At 74.2% G+C, this 16,526-nt stretch carries 14 protein-coding genes and 1 tRNA gene; 6 read left to right on the forward strand and 9 right to left on the reverse strand.

All coding sequences use genetic code 11. The features are described 5' to 3' along the window. Window positions 1-13: 13 nt before the first annotated feature. Window positions 14-3,520 (reverse strand): DNA-directed RNA polymerase subunit beta, encoded by a 3,507-nt coding sequence (rpoB, locus tag ATM99_RS12295; protein WP_062103189.1) that lies wholly within the window; start codon window positions 3,518-3,520, stop codon window positions 14-16. Between the two features lie 428 nt (window positions 3,521-3,948). Here rpoB and ATM99_RS12300 point away from each other — a divergent pair, with 428 nt between their 5' ends. After that, the gene (locus ATM99_RS12300; RefSeq protein ID WP_062103190.1) at window positions 3,949-4,356 is read left to right on the forward strand and encodes a DUF4383 domain-containing protein; all 408 of its coding nucleotides are present in this window, start codon (window positions 3,949-3,951) and stop codon (window positions 4,354-4,356) included. Beyond that, entirely contained in the window at window positions 4,353-4,964 is a 612-nt protein-coding gene (locus ATM99_RS12305) for a hypothetical protein (RefSeq protein ID WP_062103191.1), read from the forward strand. The genes ATM99_RS12300 and ATM99_RS12305 overlap by 4 nt, the downstream gene beginning before the upstream one ends. Before the next feature lie 145 nt (window positions 4,965-5,109). Here ATM99_RS12305 and rplL read toward each other — a convergent pair whose 3' ends face one another. The 3 genes from rplL to ATM99_RS12320 form a co-directional block, all read right to left on the reverse strand. Then, window positions 5,110-5,502, reverse strand: a complete 393-nt coding sequence (rplL, locus tag ATM99_RS12310; RefSeq protein WP_046529002.1) for a 50S ribosomal protein L7/L12 — start codon at window positions 5,500-5,502, stop codon at window positions 5,110-5,112. A gap of 93 nt (window positions 5,503-5,595) precedes the next feature. Continuing rightward, the gene (gene rplJ / locus ATM99_RS12315; protein ID WP_046529003.1) at window positions 5,596-6,123 is read right to left on the reverse strand and encodes a 50S ribosomal protein L10; all 528 of its coding nucleotides are present in this window, start codon (window positions 6,121-6,123) and stop codon (window positions 5,596-5,598) included. A gap of 332 nt (window positions 6,124-6,455) precedes the next feature. Further along, entirely contained in the window at window positions 6,456-9,182 is a 2,727-nt protein-coding gene (locus ATM99_RS12320) for a CHAT domain-containing tetratricopeptide repeat protein (RefSeq protein WP_062103192.1), read from the reverse strand. Between the two features lie 42 nt (window positions 9,183-9,224). Between ATM99_RS12320 and ATM99_RS12325 the strand changes: the two genes are divergently transcribed. The 3 genes from ATM99_RS12325 to ATM99_RS12335 all read left to right on the forward strand — a co-directional run bounded on the left by ATM99_RS12325 (window position 9,225) and on the right by ATM99_RS12335 (window position 11,966). Continuing rightward, window positions 9,225-10,556 (forward strand): S8/S53 family peptidase, encoded by a 1,332-nt coding sequence (locus ATM99_RS12325; RefSeq protein WP_062103193.1) that lies wholly within the window; start codon window positions 9,225-9,227, stop codon window positions 10,554-10,556. Window positions 10,557-10,831: 275 nt separating this feature from the next. Beyond that, entirely contained in the window at window positions 10,832-11,467 is a 636-nt protein-coding gene (locus tag ATM99_RS12330) for an RNA polymerase sigma factor (protein WP_062103194.1), read from the forward strand. Next, on the forward strand, window positions 11,448-11,966 hold the full coding sequence (locus tag ATM99_RS12335; protein WP_062103195.1) for a hypothetical protein: 519 nt from the start codon (window positions 11,448-11,450) through the stop codon (window positions 11,964-11,966). Before ATM99_RS12330 ends, ATM99_RS12335 begins: the two co-directional genes overlap by 20 nt. Window positions 11,967-12,140: 174 nt before the next feature. Here the strand turns inward: ATM99_RS12335 and rplA are convergent, their stop codons facing one another. The 5 genes from rplA to ATM99_RS12360 form a co-directional block, all read right to left on the reverse strand. Continuing rightward, window positions 12,141-12,857 (reverse strand): 50S ribosomal protein L1, encoded by a 717-nt coding sequence (rplA, locus tag ATM99_RS12340; RefSeq protein ID WP_062103196.1) that lies wholly within the window; start codon window positions 12,855-12,857, stop codon window positions 12,141-12,143. A gap of 103 nt (window positions 12,858-12,960) precedes the next feature. Next, window positions 12,961-13,392 carry a 50S ribosomal protein L11 gene (gene rplK / locus ATM99_RS12345; protein ID WP_062103197.1) on the reverse strand — a complete coding sequence of 144 codons (432 nt, stop codon included), beginning with the start codon at window positions 13,390-13,392 and terminating at the stop codon, window positions 12,961-12,963. A gap of 83 nt (window positions 13,393-13,475) precedes the next feature. Then, window positions 13,476-14,309, reverse strand: coding sequence for a transcription termination/antitermination protein NusG (gene nusG, locus ATM99_RS12350; RefSeq protein WP_062103198.1), 834 nt, complete (start codon window positions 14,307-14,309; stop codon window positions 13,476-13,478). A gap of 97 nt (window positions 14,310-14,406) precedes the next feature. Then, window positions 14,407-14,688, reverse strand: coding sequence for a preprotein translocase subunit SecE (secE, locus tag ATM99_RS12355; RefSeq protein WP_062103199.1), 282 nt, complete (start codon window positions 14,686-14,688; stop codon window positions 14,407-14,409). A gap of 174 nt (window positions 14,689-14,862) precedes the next feature. Next, window positions 14,863-14,935, reverse strand: a tRNA-Trp gene (locus ATM99_RS12360). A gap of 251 nt (window positions 14,936-15,186) precedes the next feature. Between ATM99_RS12360 and ATM99_RS12365 the strand changes: the two genes are divergently transcribed. After that, window positions 15,187-16,428 carry a pyridoxal phosphate-dependent aminotransferase gene (locus ATM99_RS12365; protein WP_062103200.1) on the forward strand — a complete coding sequence of 414 codons (1,242 nt, stop codon included), beginning with the start codon at window positions 15,187-15,189 and terminating at the stop codon, window positions 16,426-16,428. The last annotated feature ends 98 nt before the right edge of the window (window positions 16,429-16,526 follow it).

The following is a 16,526-nucleotide window of genomic DNA, read 5'->3' on the forward strand; positions in this document are numbered from 1 at the left end:
CCGGGGCTCGGCCTCAGATCTCCTCGATGCTGCTGGCGTTCGGACGCCGCGACAGGTCGATGCCGAGCTCTTCCGCCGCGCGGTAGACCTCGTCGTCGTTCTCCTTCATGTCGATGGACACGCCGTCGGACGACAGCACCTCGACGTTCAGGCAGAGCGACTGCATCTCCTTGAGCAGGACCTTGAACGACTCCGGGATGCCGGAGTCCGGGATGTTCTCGCCCTTGACGATCGCCTCGTAGACCTTGACGCGGCCCGGGACGTCGTCCGACTTGATGGTGAGCAGCTCCTGCAGCGTGTAGGCGGCGCCGTACGCCTCCAGGGCCCACACCTCCATCTCGCCGAACCGCTGGCCACCGAACTGCGCCTTACCACCCAGCGGCTGCTGCGTGATCATCGAGTAGGGGCCGGTCGACCGGGCGTGGATCTTGTCGTCCACGAGGTGGTGGAGCTTGAGGATGTACATGTAGCCGACCGACACGGGCTCGGGGAACGGCTCGCCGGAGCGGCCGTCGAAGAGCCGCGCCTTGCCGTCACCCTTGACCATGCGCTCGCCGTCCCGGTTCGGCAGCGTCGAGGACAGCAGACCCGTGAGGGTCCCCTCGGGCACGCCGTCGAAGACGGGGGTCGCGACGGGGTTGCCGGGCTCGGAGCGGTGCGCCACCTCGGGCACGCCGTCCCGCCACTGCACGTCGCCCTCGGCGAGCTGGATGTCCCAGCCCTGCTTGGCGATCCACCCGAGGTGGACCTCCAGCACCTGGCCGACGTTCATGCGCCCGGGGACGCCCATCGGGTTGAGGATGATGTCGACCGGCGTGCCGTCCTCGAGGAACGGCATGTCCTCCTGCGGCAGGATCGTCGAGATGACGCCCTTGTTGCCGTGACGGCCGGCGAGCTTGTCGCCCGCGGTGATCTTGCGGCGCTGCGCGATGTACACGCGGACCAGCTCGTTGACGCCGGCGGGCAGCTCGTCGCCGTCGTCGCGGCTGAACGTGCGCACCTCGATGACCGTGCCGGACTCGCCGTGGGGCACCTTGAGCGACGTGTCGCGCACCTCGCGCGCCTTCTCGCCGAAGATCGCGCGGAGCAGGCGCTCCTCGGGGGTCAGCTCGGTCTCGCCCTTGGGCGTGACCTTGCCGACGAGGATGTCGCCCGCCGCGACCTCGGCGCCGATGCGGATGATGCCGCGCTCGTCGAGGTCCGCCAGGACCTCCTCGGAGACGTTCGGGATGTCCCGCGTGATCTCCTCGGGGCCGAGCTTGGTGTCGCGCGCGTCGACCTCGTGCTCCTCGATGTGGATCGAGGACAGCACGTCGTCCTGCACGAGGCGCTGCGACAGGATGATCGCGTCCTCGTAGTTGTGGCCCTCCCACGACATGAACGCGACCAGCAGGTTGCGGCCGAGCGCGAGCTCGCCCTCGTCCGTGGCCGGGCCGTCGGCGAGCACCGAGCCGGGCTCGACGCGCGCGCCCTGGTCCACCAGCACGCGCTGGTTGTAGCTCGTGCCCTGGTTCGAGCGGCGGAACTTCGCCACGCGGTAGGTCGAGGTGGTCGCGTCGTCGTTGGCGACGGTGACCAGGTCGGCCGACACCTCGGTGACGACACCGGCCTTGGTCGCGACGATGACGTCACCGGCGTCGACCGCGGCGCGGCGCTCCATGCCGGTGCCGACCAGCGGCGCCTCGGACCGCACGAGCGGCACGGCCTGGCGCTGCATGTTCGCGCCCATGAGGGCGCGGTTGGCGTCGTCGTGCTCGAGGAACGGGATCAGCGCGGTCGCGACCGACACCATCTGGCGCGGCGAGACGTCCATGTAGTCGACGGTGGCGCCGGGCACGAGGTCCGGCTCGCCGCCCTTGGTGCGGACGAGGACGGCGTCCTCGACGAACGAGCCGTCGCCGTGCAGCGGCGCGTTGGCCTGCGCGATGATGTGCCGGTCCTCGTCGTCCGCGGTGAGGTAGTCCACCTCGTCGGTGACCTTCCCGTCGACGACGCGACGGTAGGGGGTCTCGACGAAGCCGAACGGGTTGATGCGCCCGTACGTCGCGAGCGAGCCGATGAGACCGATGTTCGGGCCCTCGGGGGTCTCGATCGGGCACATGCGGCCGTAGTGCGAGGTGTGGACGTCACGGACCTCCATGCCGGCGCGGTCGCGGGACAGACCACCCGGGCCGAGGGCCGACAGACGCCGCTTGTGCGTCAGGCCCGCGAGCGGGTTGTTCTGGTCCATGAACTGCGACAGCTGGCTCGTCCCGAAGAACTCCTTGATGGAGGCCACGACGGGGCGGATGTTGATCAGCGTCTGCGGCGTGATCGCCTCGACGTCCTGGGTCGTCATGCGCTCGCGCACGACGCGCTCCATCCGCGACAGGCCCGTGCGGACCTGGTTCTGGATGAGCTCGCCGACCGCACGGATGCGACGGTTGCCGAAGTGGTCGATGTCGTCGGGCTCGACGCGGATCTCGATCGCCTCGCCGCCGCGCGTGCCGGGCAGCGACGGGCGGTCGATGTGGAGCGCGGCGAGGTACTTGATCGTCGCGACGACGTCGGAGAGCGTCAGGACCGAGTCCGACAGCGGCGCGTCCTGGCCGAGCTTCTTGTTCAGCTTGTAGCGGCCGACCTTCGCCAGGTCGTAGCGCTTGGGGTTGAAGTAGAAGTTCTCGAGCAGCGCGCGGCCGGCCTCGACGGTCGGCGGCTCGCCCGGGCGGATCTTGCGGTAGAGGTCGAGCAGCGCCTCGTCCTGCGTCTGGACGCTGTCCTTCTCGAGCGTGTCGATGACGGCCGGGTAGTCCGCGAACTCCTCGCGGATCTCGCCCTCGGTCATGCCGAGCGCCTTGAGCAGCACGGTGGCGTTCTGCTTGCGCTTGCGGTCGACGCGGACGCCGACGTTGTCGCGCTTGTCGATCTCGAACTCGAGCCACGCGCCGCGGCTCGGGATGACCTTGGCCGTGAGGACGTCCTTGTCGGACGTCTTGTCGGCGACGCGCTCGAAGTAGACGCCGGGCGAGCGCACGAGCTGCGAGACGACGACGCGCTCGGTGCCGTTGATGATGAACGTGCCGCGCTCGGTCATGAGGGGGAAGTCACCCATGAACACGGTCTGCGACTTGATCTCGCCGGTCGTGTAGTTGACGAACTCGGCCGTCACGAACAGCGGCGCGGCGAAGGTGAAGTCCTTCTCCTTGCACTCCTCGGCCGTGTACTTCGGCGGCTCGAAGCGGTGCTCGCGGAAGGAGAGCGACATGGTGCCGCCGAAGTCCTCGATCGGCGAGATCTCCTCGAAGATCTCCTCGAGGCCCGCGGTCTCCGGCACGTCGTTGCGACCGAGCTCGAGCGCGGCGGCCACTCGGGCCTGCCACCGCTCGTTGCCGAGCAGCCAGTCGAAGCTCTCGGTCTGCAGGCCGAGCAGGTCGGGGACCTCGAGCGGCTCGTGGATCTTGGCGAAGGAGACACGACGAGATGCGGTGCGGTTCGCGATGGCGTCGGCGGACGGTGCAGAAGGGATGCGCGAGGCAGCCAAGAGGGGTCCTTCCCTGCGGATCGTGGCACGCTGCGCGGCCAGGCGATGCGCGACCCCCCGCCACGACGCCCGGTGCGACGCGCACGTACGTCGTCACCGTGGTCGGGATATCTGAGGTCGCGGGCACAGGCCAGCGCAAAGCGACAGCATACCCGCGCAGGCACGCGAAGTAAACCCCGTCCGACGACCGCTCCCTCGCGGTCGTCGTCGACGACGAACCCGTCGGTCAACATGGTGGCACACGCCGCCCGCGCACGGTAGCCGGGCCGGCGCGCGCCGGGCTGCGCGACCGGTCGAGGCGCGGCTGCCCCGGTGTCGCGGGCCATCCGACGGGCGGACGGCTCCGAACCACCGTCGAGGGAGCCGCACCGCGCACCCTCCCGGCGCACGCCGGCCCGGGCACCCGCCCGCGACAGAAGGGCCCCGCCATGACCTCGTCCCCGAACCGGCTCGTCGCCACCGTCTTCGGCGCCGTCTACCTGCTCGTCGGCCTCGCCGGCTTCCTCGTCACGGGCGGCCTGCCCTTCGCGGGCCAGCAGGGCAACGCGCTCGTCGTCTTCGACGTCAACCCGCTGCACAACGTCGTCCACCTGGGGATCGGCCTCGCGCTGCTCCTGGCGTCGCGCTCGGTCGCCGGCGCCCGCGCGACCACCACGACGATCGGTGCGGTCTACCTGCTGGTCGGCGTCCTCGGCCTGTTCCTCATCGGCTCGGGCGCGAACATCCTGGCCCTCAACGGCGCCGACAACGTCCTTCACCTGGCCAGCGCGGTCCTGCTGCTCGCGGTCGGGCTCGGTGCGGACAAGGCGCCCGCCGCCCGCACCGCGACGGCGTGACGACCACCGCGGGCCGCGCCGCGGCGGCCGCGCCCCCGGCGCCGTCCGGTCCGCGCGGCGCATCCGCGCGGGCCGCGTGGCCGGACGAGGGCGGGACGTCGTTCGGCGCGCGCTCGTGGGGCGCCCTCGCGGTCGGCGGCGGCGCTCTCGTGACCGTGGCCGTCGCGGTCCCCCACCTCGCGAGCCACGTGCTGCTCGCCACGGCGCTGCTGCTGCTCGCCGCGGCCACCGCCGTGGGGTCGGTCGCCACGTTGCGGGGACCCGGCCGGGCCGCTCGCGCCGCCGCAGGGGCGGCCACGGCCACGGGGGCGGCCGTGCTGCTCTCGGCACCCAGCTGGGGCCTCGTCGGCACCGCGGCCGTCACGGCGGGCGCGCTGACCCTGGGCGGGGCCGTCCTGCTGGGCGTCGCGGCGCGCACCCCGGTGGGGCGCGCGGACCGCACGACGCCCGGGCCGTGGGCACGGCTCGGCGTCCTGACCGTCGGCGCGCTGCTCGCGTCCGCCGCGACGGTGCACGGACTGGCGGCCACCGAGGCGGGCGCGCACGCGGTGCCCCACGGCAGCCACGGCCTGCTGCTCGACCCCGGGACGCACGGCCACCACGGCTGACGCGTCCGCTCCCCCGGCACGCACCACCGCACCACCGCCCGGGACGCGGTCGCCGCGGACAGCACGAAGCCCGGCCCCCACGAGGGGGCCGGGCTTCGTGCCGTGCTCGACCGGTGAGGGCGTCAAGCGCCCCGACCGGGTCGGATCACTTGAGGCCGACGGTCGCGCCGGCGCCCTCGAGGGCAGCCTTCGCCTTGTCGGCGGTCTCCTTGTTGACGCCCTCCAGGACCGGCTTCGGCGCGCCGTCCACGAGGTCCTTGGCCTCCTTCAGGCCGAGGGACGTGAGCGTGCGCACCTCCTTGATGACCTGGATCTTCTTGTCACCGGCGGCCTCGAGGATGACGTCGAACGAGTCCTTCTCCTCCTCGGCCGGGGCGTCCGCGCCGCCACCGGCGGCGGGGGCGGCGACCGCGACGGCGGCCGGAGCGGCAGCGGTGACCTCGAAGGTCTCCTCGAACGCCTTCACGAACTCCGAGAGCTCGATGAGCGTGAGCTCCTTGAACGCGTCGATGAGCTCGTCGGTGGTGAGCTTCGCCATGGTGGCGCTTCCTTCCGTTCGGACCCGCCGTCCGGTCGTCGGCGGCGGGGGGTGCTGGGCTTGCTACGAGAGCGTGCGGCCGGAGCGTCGGGCTCAGGCTGCGGCGTCGGACTCCTGCTTGGCACGCAGGGCCTCGACGGTGCGCACGGCCTGCGAGGCAGGAGCCGTGAACAGGTACGCGGCCTGGTAGAGCTTGGCCTTCATCGCGCCGGCCGCCTTGGCCAGCAGCACCTCGCGGGACTCGAGGTCCGCGAGCTTGGTGATGTCCGCAGCGGTCAGCGGGCGCCCGTCGAGCACACCCGCCTTGATGACCAGTGCGGGGTTCGCCTTGGCGAAGTCACGCAGTCCCTTGGCCGCCTCGACCGGGTCACCGGTGACGAAGGCGATCGCCGACGGGCCCGCGAGCGCGTCGTCGAGGCCCTCGAGGCCGGCTTCCTTGGCCGCGATCGCGGTCAGCGTGTTCTTCACCACGGCGTACTGCGCGTTGCCGCCGAGCGCCTTGCGCAGCGTCTTGAGCTGCGCGACGGTGAGCCCGCGGTACTCGGTCAGCACGGCCGCGTTCGCGCCGCGGAAGCGCTCCGCGAGCTCCGCGACAGCGGCAGCCTTGTCCGGCCTCGCCATGGCAATCCTTCCGATGGTGGTGCCACCGGGCGTCTGCGTCGCACCCCCAGAACGACAGAGAGCCCCGCGCAGGCGCGGGGCTCGGAGCAGGGCGGGACGCACTCGAGCCGTGAGGCTCGGACGTGCGGACGTGCCGTGCGGTGAACTCTCGCCTGCGCTGGCCCCCGCGTTCTCGCGGAGCTTCGGCCTGTCCGACGAGCGGACCGACGACCGGCGGTCTTGGGCCCCACGAGACTACGGCAGACCGCCTGTGGCGCCAAATCGCGCCACGGGCGGACGTCGGGGAGGTGCGCCGTGGCCGGCGGGCTCGCGCCGCGCGACCGCGCTCGTCCTCACGCGGCCCCGTGCGCCCCGAACGTGCACCAGTTGACGAAGCCCGCCGGGGACGTGCGGTCGACCTCCGCCCGCGCCGCGTGCAGCGCACGCGCCATCGTCTCGCCGCGCGCCAGTCCGCGGTGCAGCCCCACCATGAGGTCGACCACCTCGACGTCCGGCACCGCCGCGATCGAGGCCACGACCCCCCGCGTGCCGCGTGCGAGCATCGCCGACACGAAGCCCAGCACCTCGTCGCCGTCGTACGCGACGTCGGCACCCGCGTGGCACGAGGCCAGGACCAGCCGCCGGGGCGCGACCCCCGCCGCGTGCAGCTCCTGCACCGTCACCGCCCGGTCGGCGAGCACGAGCGCGGAGTACATGGGGTTGTCGCCCCGCGGCACGCCGTGGCACGCGAGGTGCGCCAGGCCCGCGCCGCGGACGGCCGGCAGCACGGCCGCCGCCGTGCTGCCGGCCGCGCCCAGCACGTGCGGCGCGTCGTGCAGCCGTGCGAGCGCGTCGACCTCGTCCTGCGCACCCCGCAGGTCGGGACCGGCCACGAGGACCACCGGCCCCGGCGGCGGCGCGGCGCCCGCCGCCGCGGTGGCCCACCACACGGTGGCCGACGGCGCGAGCGCGAGCGGCGCGTCGTGCAGCGCCGCCCACGGGACCTGGTGCAGGTCTCCGACGGGGACCACGACGAGCTCGGCGCCCCCGACGTCGAGCGGCTCGAGCAGCAGCGCCCGCAGGCGGCGCAAGGACAGCTCCGCGCTCGCGCGGGCCGCCGTGCCCGCCGCGGCCGACCGCGGGTCGGCGAGCCGCCGCAGCGCGAACACCAGGGGCCGCAGCGCCGCCGCGACGTCGGCCGTCGCCGCCAGCGGGACGACGCGCGCGCCGCGCCGGTCCACCACGACCGCGACGTACCGGCCGTCGCACGTCCCGAGCTCGACCAGCACGCGGCCGTCCAGGGCCGACCGCAGCGCCGCACCGGACGGGACCGGGAGCGTCGTGAGGTCCTCCGGCAGGGTGGTCGGCGCGTCGGGGCCGACAGGTGCCGGTGGCGCCGCCGCACGAACCACGCCCCGCGCGACGACGTGCAGCGCCCGCTCCTGCCCGCCGGACGGGGCGGCGACCTCACGGCCGCCCGCCGCACCGCTCCCCACCGCCGGGCCGGGCTCGTCGTCACCCGGCGGCACGCGCGGCGCCTCGTCGCCCGGCGGCACCACGGGCAGCCGCGCCGCGAGCGCCGCCGCGCGCGTGCGCTCCATCCACCGCAGCACGCGGGACGGCCCCGCGGTGCGCAGCAGGACGCGCAGGCCGATCTCCCCCAGCTCGCCGCCGTGCCCCGACGCGAGCGCCCGCAGCTCCATGGTCGGCAGCGACGACCGGTGCGACGCGAGGTCCCGCAGGCCCGCGCGCGCCTCGCGGAGCGCGCGCGCGTCGTCGGCCCGCACGAGCGCCGCGGTGGCGGAGGCGACCCGTCCCCGCACGCGCAGCAGCAGCGGCCCCCGCACGGCCAGGCGCGCCGCGGTCGCCAGGTCGTCGTACGCCCGGTCCGGCCGCGGTCCCGTCAGCGCGGCGCGCCCCGCCGCCAGGTGCGCGTCGACGGCCGCGACCAGGTCGCCGTGGCGCTGCAGCCCGCTCGCCGCCCGCCGGAGCGCGGACGCGTCCGACGACACGTCCTCGCCGAGCGCGGCACGCGCACGCGAGTCCAGGACGCGGGCGCGCGCGAGCCACGCGTCTCGACGCTGGCTGCGGCTGCGGGCCAGCACGGCCGCGGCCGCCGTGCGCGCCCGTGCCGCGTCACCACCGGCGAGGTGCAGGTGCGCGAGCCGCGTCTGCGCCTCCACCCACATCAGCCAGGTCCCCGACCGCGCGTGCTCGTCGGCGGCGGCCTGGGCTGCGGCGACGGCCTCGGGCAGCAGGCGCAGGTCGGCCATCGCGTCGGCCACCTCCACGTGGTGCTCGCCGAGCGGCACGCCCGCGCGCCGGTAGGCGTCGGCGACCTGCGCGAGCTCCGCGAGGCCGTCGGCGAGCCGGCCCTGGTGCACCGCGATCCACGCGTGCGTCTGACGCGTGACCGCGTGCGGCACCGGGCCCAGGTCCGCCGCGACCTCGACGGCACGCGCCGACCACGTCAGCGCCTCGGCGTGACGGCCCCGGGCCGCCAGGACCAGCGCGAGGTTGTTCGCGACGCGCACCGTCACGTCCTGCGACGCGCGACCCGAGGCCAGGACCCGGCGGTACCGCGTCTCAGCGTCCCGCAGCCGGCCGGCGTTGTGGTCGAGCGCCGCACGCTGCAGCTCGAGGTACGCGCGCAGCCCCTCCCGCTCGGCCACGGACGCCCGGTGCGCGCGCCCGAGGGCCGCGAGCGCCGCGTCGACGTCGCGCGCGGCGCCCAGCACCCGCCCCTGCCCGTGCCGGACCGCCGCACGGGCTCCGAGCACCTCGGCGTCCACCAGCGCGTCGCCGTGCCTCGACCCCAGGCGCAGCGCCCTGCCCAGCAGCCGTGCCGCCTCGGCGTGCTCCCACCGCACGCGGTGGACCGCGGCCAGCGCGCGCAGCGCGACCGCGTGCGCGGCGTGCGCACCGACGCCCCGCGCGTGGTCGGCCAGGGCCCGCGCCTCCGCCTCGACCGGGCGCGGGTCCGCGGCCGCCCGCTCCGCGAGCGCCCGCGCACGTATCAGGAGCGCGTCCGGGCCCTCCTGGTGCGTGGGCGCGTCGGGCTGGTGCGACGTCCCCGTCATGACCCTCCACCCCAGGCACCACGCCCCCGAAGGAGCCCGACGATGAGCACGTCCGACGCTACCGGTCAGCCGCAGGGCGACCACGAGCGGTCCGCCGCGCGGACGAAGGTCCGCCGCCAGGTCACCGAGCTGGTCCGCACCGCGCAGGACCCGGCGCTGCGACGCCAGGCCGCGCGGTCGATCTCGCGGCGCTACCGCGCGCGCACCGACCAGCGCATCGGGACCGTCGGCGACGGCGCGCCGCACGTCCTGGCGGTCGAGGGCGAGCTCGTCGTCACCGCCGCGACGTGGTCCGACCGCGGCGCCCGGGCCTACCTCGAGGCGCGGGGGCTGCGACGGGCGCGCGTCGACCTCGACGGCATCGCCGAGCACGTCGTCCTGCTGCGCGCCGACGACGTGTCGCTCGACGACCTGGACGACACCGTCGCCGAGCTGCGCCTGCGGGGTTTCGCCGCCTCGCAGAACCAGGTGCTGCCGTGCGACCCCGTCATGAAGAACCTCGGCGGGCCGGCGCTCGCGGAGCCCCTGCCCCCCGTGACCCAGCAGCCGGCCGACGACGCGCCGCACGTCGCCGTCGTCGACACCGGGATCGACGCGCGCGTGCGCGGCGACGGCTGGCTCGCGTCCGTGCCCCGCCACCGGCGGGGGCGCGACCGCAACGTCGACCCGCTCGACGTCGAGCCCGACGACGGCTACCTCGACCTGTGCGCCGGCCACGGCACGTTCGTCGCCGGTGTGGTCGCCCGGGTCGCGCCGCGCGCACGGCTCACGGTCCACCGCGCGCTGCTCGGCGGCGGGGTGGGCAGCGAGGTGGACGTGGCGACCGCCATGGTGCGCGCGGCCCGGCAGGGCGCCGACGTCATCAACCTCTCGCTCGGCTCGAGCACCCGGTTCGACCAGCCGTCGCTGGCGGTCGAGGCCGCGCTCGACGCGATCGACCAGATCGAGGACGAGACGGGCCGCGAGATCCTCGTCGTCGCCGCGGCGGGCAACGCGGGCACCGCCCGACCGGTGTGGCCCGCCGCGTTCCGTCAGGTCGTGGCCGTCGCCGGCCTGACGCCCGACGGCCGACCCGCGCCGTGGTCGAGCCACGGGTTCTGGGTGGACTGCTCGGCCGTCGCCGAGGGCATCCGCGCGCCGTTCGTCGAGGGTCGCGAGTCGTACGAGTTCACCGCCGACCCCGACGACTTCCCGGCCGACGCGTTCGCGTGGTGGTCCGGCACGTCGTTCGCCGCGCCGCAGGTCGCCGGCGCCGTCGCGAACCTCATGCTCGAGCACGGCGTGGGTGCGCGACGCGCCTACGCCCGGCTGCGCGCGACCGGGCGTCCGCTCCCCGACTACGGCCGCGCGCTGCACGTGCTGGACGGGCTGTGACGCCCACCCGCGACCCGGCCGGCCCGCCGAGGTATCACGGCGCCCCCCGCCGGTCTCTCACCAGGCGGACGCGCCGGCCACCGCCCGGCGCCCGGACCGAGGAGCGCCCGTGCCACGACCCACGCCCCGCGACCCACGGGCCACCCGGTGCACCGGGCCGTCGACGCCCGGTGCGCCGGACGCGCGCCACCGAGGTGCCTGACGTGCTGGGCACGTGCCTGCCGGCACGCCATGATGGCCTGCGGGAGCGACCGGACGGGCGAGGGAGGCGTGCTGTGAGCAGCCGTGAGCAGCTGGGCGGTCCGTACCACGAGCGCACGACCTCCCAGCTCGTCACCGGCGCCCTGACGGGTGACGAGGCGTCGTGGTCGGAGATCGTGCGCCGCCACACCGGCCTCGTGCTCGCGCGCGTCCGGCAGTTCCGGCTCACGCCGCAGCAGGCGGAGGACGTCGCGCAGACCGTGTGGCTCAACCTGCTCGAGCACCTGGGCTCGCTGCGCGAGCCCGAGGCCCTGCCCGGGTGGATCGCGACGGCCACGCGTCACGAGTGCATCCGCACCGCGAACCAGGCACGGCGCTCGGTGCCCGTCGACCCGGCGACCGGCCGCCTCGACGTGCCCGCCGACGCCGACGTCGACGGCGAGCTGCTGCGCGACGAGCGGCGCGCGGCGCTGCGGGCCGCCCTCGACGAGCTGCCCGCCCACCAGCGTGACCTGCTGCTCCTGCTGTCCACCGACCCGGCGCCGAGCTACCAGGAGATCTCGGCACGGCTCGGCGTCCCGGTCGGGTCGATCGGCCCGACGCGTCAGCGCGCGCTCGCGCGCCTGCGTCGGACCGACGCGATCCGCCGCTACCTCGCGGTCGGAGCCGCGCTGCACGAAGGAGGCCACGATGCCCTGGCGCTCGGATGACGTGAGGCCCCCGGGGTCGGCGCGGCGCTGGCACGACGACGACGTCCTCGCGGACGAGCTCGCTCAGGCGCTCGCGGAGGACGACGTCCGCCGTCGGGTCGAGCACGCGGGCGCCACGGCGCTGCGCGCGCACCGCGGCATGCTCGCGCTGCGCGAGGAGCTCGACACCGAGCTGCTGCTGCTCACCCTCGTGCACGACTCCCGCACGTCCGCGCGCACGGCGGGCGTCCGGGACCGCAGCGGTCAGCCCTCACGGACGCTCGTGTTCGAGGGCGACGGCGTGGCCGTCGAGGTCGAGGTCGGCGAGGCGGGGGTCGAGGGACAGCTGATCCCCGCACGGCAGGGGCGGGTCGTCCTGCGCACGCCGGACGGTGACGTCGGCGCGGTCACGACCGACGAGGTCGGCTACTTCCGGCTCGACGCGCCACCGACCGGCCCCGTCCGTCTGGTCTGCGAGAGCGCGGACGGCGTGTGCGTCACCGAGTGGCTGCCGTGGTGACGCGGACGTCGTGAGGCCCGTCGGGGTGCTCCGTACCCGCGCGGTGCGGTCCGCAGGGGGGACCGCACCGCACGCCGACCCGGGGCATCCGCCCCTCCCGGACCACGGCCCGGGACGCACGACGGCCCGGCACCCTCGTGGGGTGCCGGGCCGTCGTCGCAGGGGGGGCAGCCGTCAGGCGGCGTCCTCCTCCGTGAGGTTGCGCGTCTTGCTCTGGTCCAGCGCGATGCCGGGGCCGTTCGTCGTCGAGATGGTCGCCTTGCTGATGTAGCGACCCTTCGACGACGCGGGCTTCAGACGCAGGATCTCCTCGAGCGCCGCGGCGTAGTTCTCCACCAGCTGGACGTCGGAGAACGACGTCTTGCCGATGATGAAGTGCAGGTTCGCGTGACGGTCCACGCGGAACTCGATCTTGCCGCCCTTGATGTCGGCGACGGCCTTGGCGACGTCCATCGTCACGGTGCCGGTCTTCGGGTTCGGCATGAGACCACGCGGGCCCAGGACCTTGCCGAGTCGACCGACCTTGCCCATGAGGTCCGGCGTCGCGACCGCGGCGTCGAAGTCCGTCCAGCCGTCGGCGACCTTCGCGATGAGCTCGTCGCCGCCGACCTCGTCGGCGCCGGCGGCGCGGGCCTGCTCGGCACGCTCGCCGTTGGCGAACACGATGACGCGCGCGGTCTTGCCGGTGCCGTGCGGCAGGTTGACCGTGCCGCGGACCATCTGGTCGGCCTTGCGGGGGTCGACGCCGAGGCGGAACGCGACCTCGACGGTCGCGTCGTACTTCGTGGTCGACGTCTCCTGGGCGAGGCGCACGGCCTCGAGCGGCGAGTAGATCCGGCCGGCCTCGATCTTCTCGACGGCGGCGCGGTACGCCTTGCTGTGCTTGGGCATCTGCCTGTCTCCTTCTCAGCAGTCGTGGTCGAACGGGCCGCACACGGGCCCTGCCACAGGGGTGGTGCTGGGCGGCACCCGGCGGGTGCCGCCCCTCGGGGTCTCAGTCCTGGACCGTGATCCCCATGGAACGCGCGGTGCCGGCGATGATCTTCTCGGCGGCGGCCAGGTCGTTCGCGTTGAGGTCCTCGAGCTTGGTCGACGCGATGTCACGGACCTGCTCGCGGGTGAGGCTCGCGACCTTGGTGGTGTGCGGCGTGGGCGAGCCCTTGGCGACGCCCGCAGCCTTCTTGATGAGCTCGGCGGCCGGCGGCGTCTTCGTGATGAAGGTGAACGAGCGGTCCTCGTACACCGTGATCTCGACGGGGATGACGTTGCCGCGCTGCGACTCGGTCGCCGCGTTGTACGCCTTGCAGAACTCCATGATGTTGACGCCGTGCTGACCGAGCGCGGGGCCGATCGGCGGCGCGGGGGTGGCCGCACCGGCGTTGATCTGGAGCTTGATGAGGCCGGTGACCTTCTTCTTCGGGGGCATGATGCCTCCCTCTCTTCCTCGTGGGCCGACGCCGTGGGCGATGACCCGGTTGCAGGGCCCCGCGGCGCGGGGCGGTCAGCAGGTCAGATCTTCGAGACCTGGCTGAAGGACAGCTCGACCGGGGTCTCCCGGCCGAAGAGCGAGACGAGGACCTTGAGCTTCTGGCTCTCGGCGTTGATCTCGGAGATCGTCGCGGGCAGCGTGTCGAACGGGCCGCCGTCGGTGACGGTGACGGACTCGCCGACCGTGAAGTCGACCTCGATGGGCTTGGCGGCCGCCTTGGTGGCGGTCTGCGCCGGCGTCTTCGCCTCGATCACGGGCGCGAGCATCGAGAAGACCTCGTCGAGCGTGAGCGGCACCGGCTGGTGCGTGTGGCCGACGAAGCCGGTGACGCCGGGCGTGTGGCGCACCGCGCCCCACGACTCGTCGGTGAGGTCCATGCGCACGAGGACGTAGCCGGGGATCCGCACGCGCTTGACGACCTTGCGCTGCGCGTTCTTGATCTCGACGACCTCTTCCATCGGCACCTCGACCTGGAAGATGTAGTCCTCCATGTTGAGGCTCTGCGTGCGCGACTCGAGGTTCGTCTTCACGCGGTTCTCGTAGCCCGCGTACGAGTGGATGACGTACCAGTCGCCGGGCTGACGGCGCAGCGCGGTCTTGAACGCCTCGACCGGGTCCTCGTCCTCGTCGTCCTCGTCGTCGTCCGACTCGTCGGGCTCGGCGTCGGACTCCTGGACGTCGGACCCGTCGGCGTCGACCTCGTCGTCGCCGGTCACGTCGTCGAGCTCGGTCGCCTCGACGTCCGTGCCGTCGACCTCGTCACCCGCGGTCGCCTCGACCGACTCGACCGACGCGATGGCGTCCGCGAGCTCGTCCTCGGCGCCCGGCGTGGGCTCCTGCGACTCCTGCGACACGTGCAACCTGCTTTCTCCGATGGTCGGCCCGCGGGCCGGCGGTGCGCGGCCCGGGGCCGCGCGGGTGGGGTGGGTGCCGGCCCGTGGCCGGCGCGCGTCACCCGAAGACGAGGAACGTCAGCTGGCCGAGGCCCAGGTCGACGACCGTCACGAAGGCCATGACGACCGCGACGAAGACGAGCACGACGCTCGTGTAGGTCACGAGCTCCTGACGCGTGGGCCGGACGACCTTCTTGAGCTCGGCCACGACCTGGCGCACGAAGAGCGCGATGCGCGCGAACAGCCCGCGCTTCTCCTCGCCACGACGCGGTGCGTGCTCGCCCTTGCGGGCGGCCGAGCCCTCGGCGTCGGACGCCGCTGCGGCTGCGGTATCGCTCACGTCTGGCCCCTGTCTCGTGACTCGTCGTGCGACTCCCGGGTGGGCGCCGCGGGTCGAGGACGTGCCGACAGGCCGACGCGTCGCGCCGGACCGTCCGGCGGTCCTGCTCACGGCGGGCGACCCCGACCCGACCGACCCGCGGGGGGTGGTCGGGCCGCGGCCGCTCCGCGTGCGCAGGGCAGACAGGACTCGAACCTGCAACCTGCGGTTTTGGAGACCGCTGCGCTACCAATTGCGCCACTGCCCTACGACGGCCTGGTTCGTCACGGGTCCGCCCGACCCTCGCGCGAGGGCGTGCTTCATCATGACGGACGTCAACCGCCGGGGGATCACTGTACGCGACCCGCGGCGCGTGGTCGAACACGTCGGCCCCCGAGGTCCGGGCGGGGTCCGCGCGGACGTCCGGGCAGGGTCCGCACGCGACCGGGGGGACGGCCGCCGGGACCTCGCGTACCACGTCGTGACACCCCGGGCGCACGCGAGGGCGGCTCTGCTTGGATGGACCTCGTGAGCGAGCACAGCGCACCGACCTCGTCCCCCCGCGCGCGGGTCTCCACCCGCGTCGCCGCCATCGCGGAGTCCGCGACGCTCGCGGTCGACGCCAAGGCGAAGGCCCTCAAGGCCGCCGGCAGGCCCGTGATCGGGTTCGGCGCCGGCGAGCCCGACTTCCCGACACCCGACTACATCGTCGAGGCCGCGGTGCGCGCCGCGCAGGACCCCGCGAACCACCGCTACTCCCCCGCCGCCGGCCTGCCGGTGCTGCGCGAGGCCATCGCGGCCAAGACGCTGCGTGACTCCGGGTACGAGGTGCGCCCGTCCGACGTGCTCGTGACCAACGGCGGCAAGCAGGCCGTCTACCAGGCGTTCGCGGCGATCCTCGACCCGGGCGACGAGGTGCTGCTGCCCGCGCCCTACTGGACGACCTACCCCGAGGCGATCCGCCTCACCGGCGCGTCCCCGGTCGAGGTGTTCGCCGGCGTCGACCAGGGCTACCTCGTCACCGTCGAGCAGCTCGAGGCCGCTCGCACGCCGCACACCAAGGCGCTGCTGTTCAACTCGCCGTCCAACCCGACGGGCGCCGTGTACTCGCCCGAGCAGACGGCCGAGATCGGGCGCTGGGCGCTCGAGCACGGCATCTGGGTGATCACCGACGAGATCTACGAGCACCTCACGTACGACCACGCCGTGTTCACGCCCGTCGTGCGCGTGGTCCCCGAGCTCGCGGACACCACGATCGTCCTCAACGGCGTCGCCAAGACGTACGCGATGACGGGCTGGCGCGTGGGCTGGATGATCGGGCCGTCGGACGTCGTCAAGGCCGCGACCAACCTGCAGTCGCACCTGACGTCGAACGTCGCGAACGTGTCGCAGCGCGCGGCCGTCGCCGCGCTCACGGGAGACCTGTCGGCCGTCGAGACGATGCGCGCGGCGTTCGACCGCCGCCGCCGCACCATGGTCGAGATGCTCGAGGCGATCGACGGCGTGCGCTGCCCCGCACCGCAGGGTGCGTTCTACGCGTACCCGTCGGTCGAGGGCGTGCTGGGCCGCACGATCCGCGGCGTCACGCCGACGACGTCGGCCGAGCTGGCCGCGCTCATCCTCGACGAGGCCGAGGTCGCGGTGGTCCCGGGCGAGGCGTTCGGCCCGAGCGGGTACCTGCGACTGTCGTACGCGCTGGGCGACGACGACCTGGTCGAGGGCGTGCGCCGCATCCAGGCCCTGCTGGGCGAGGCCGTCTGACGTCGGTCGCCGCGCCGCGCTGAGCCGGGGGGTCCACCGATCGGTGGACCCCCGGCCCCGTCTCCCGGTCGTCCCGCGCGGGCCGACCCGGCGGCCAC

Origin of the sequence: Cellulomonas sp. B6 (genome assembly GCF_001462455.1) — a bacterium.
Classification (GTDB): domain Bacteria; phylum Actinomycetota; class Actinomycetes; order Actinomycetales; family Cellulomonadaceae; genus Cellulomonas.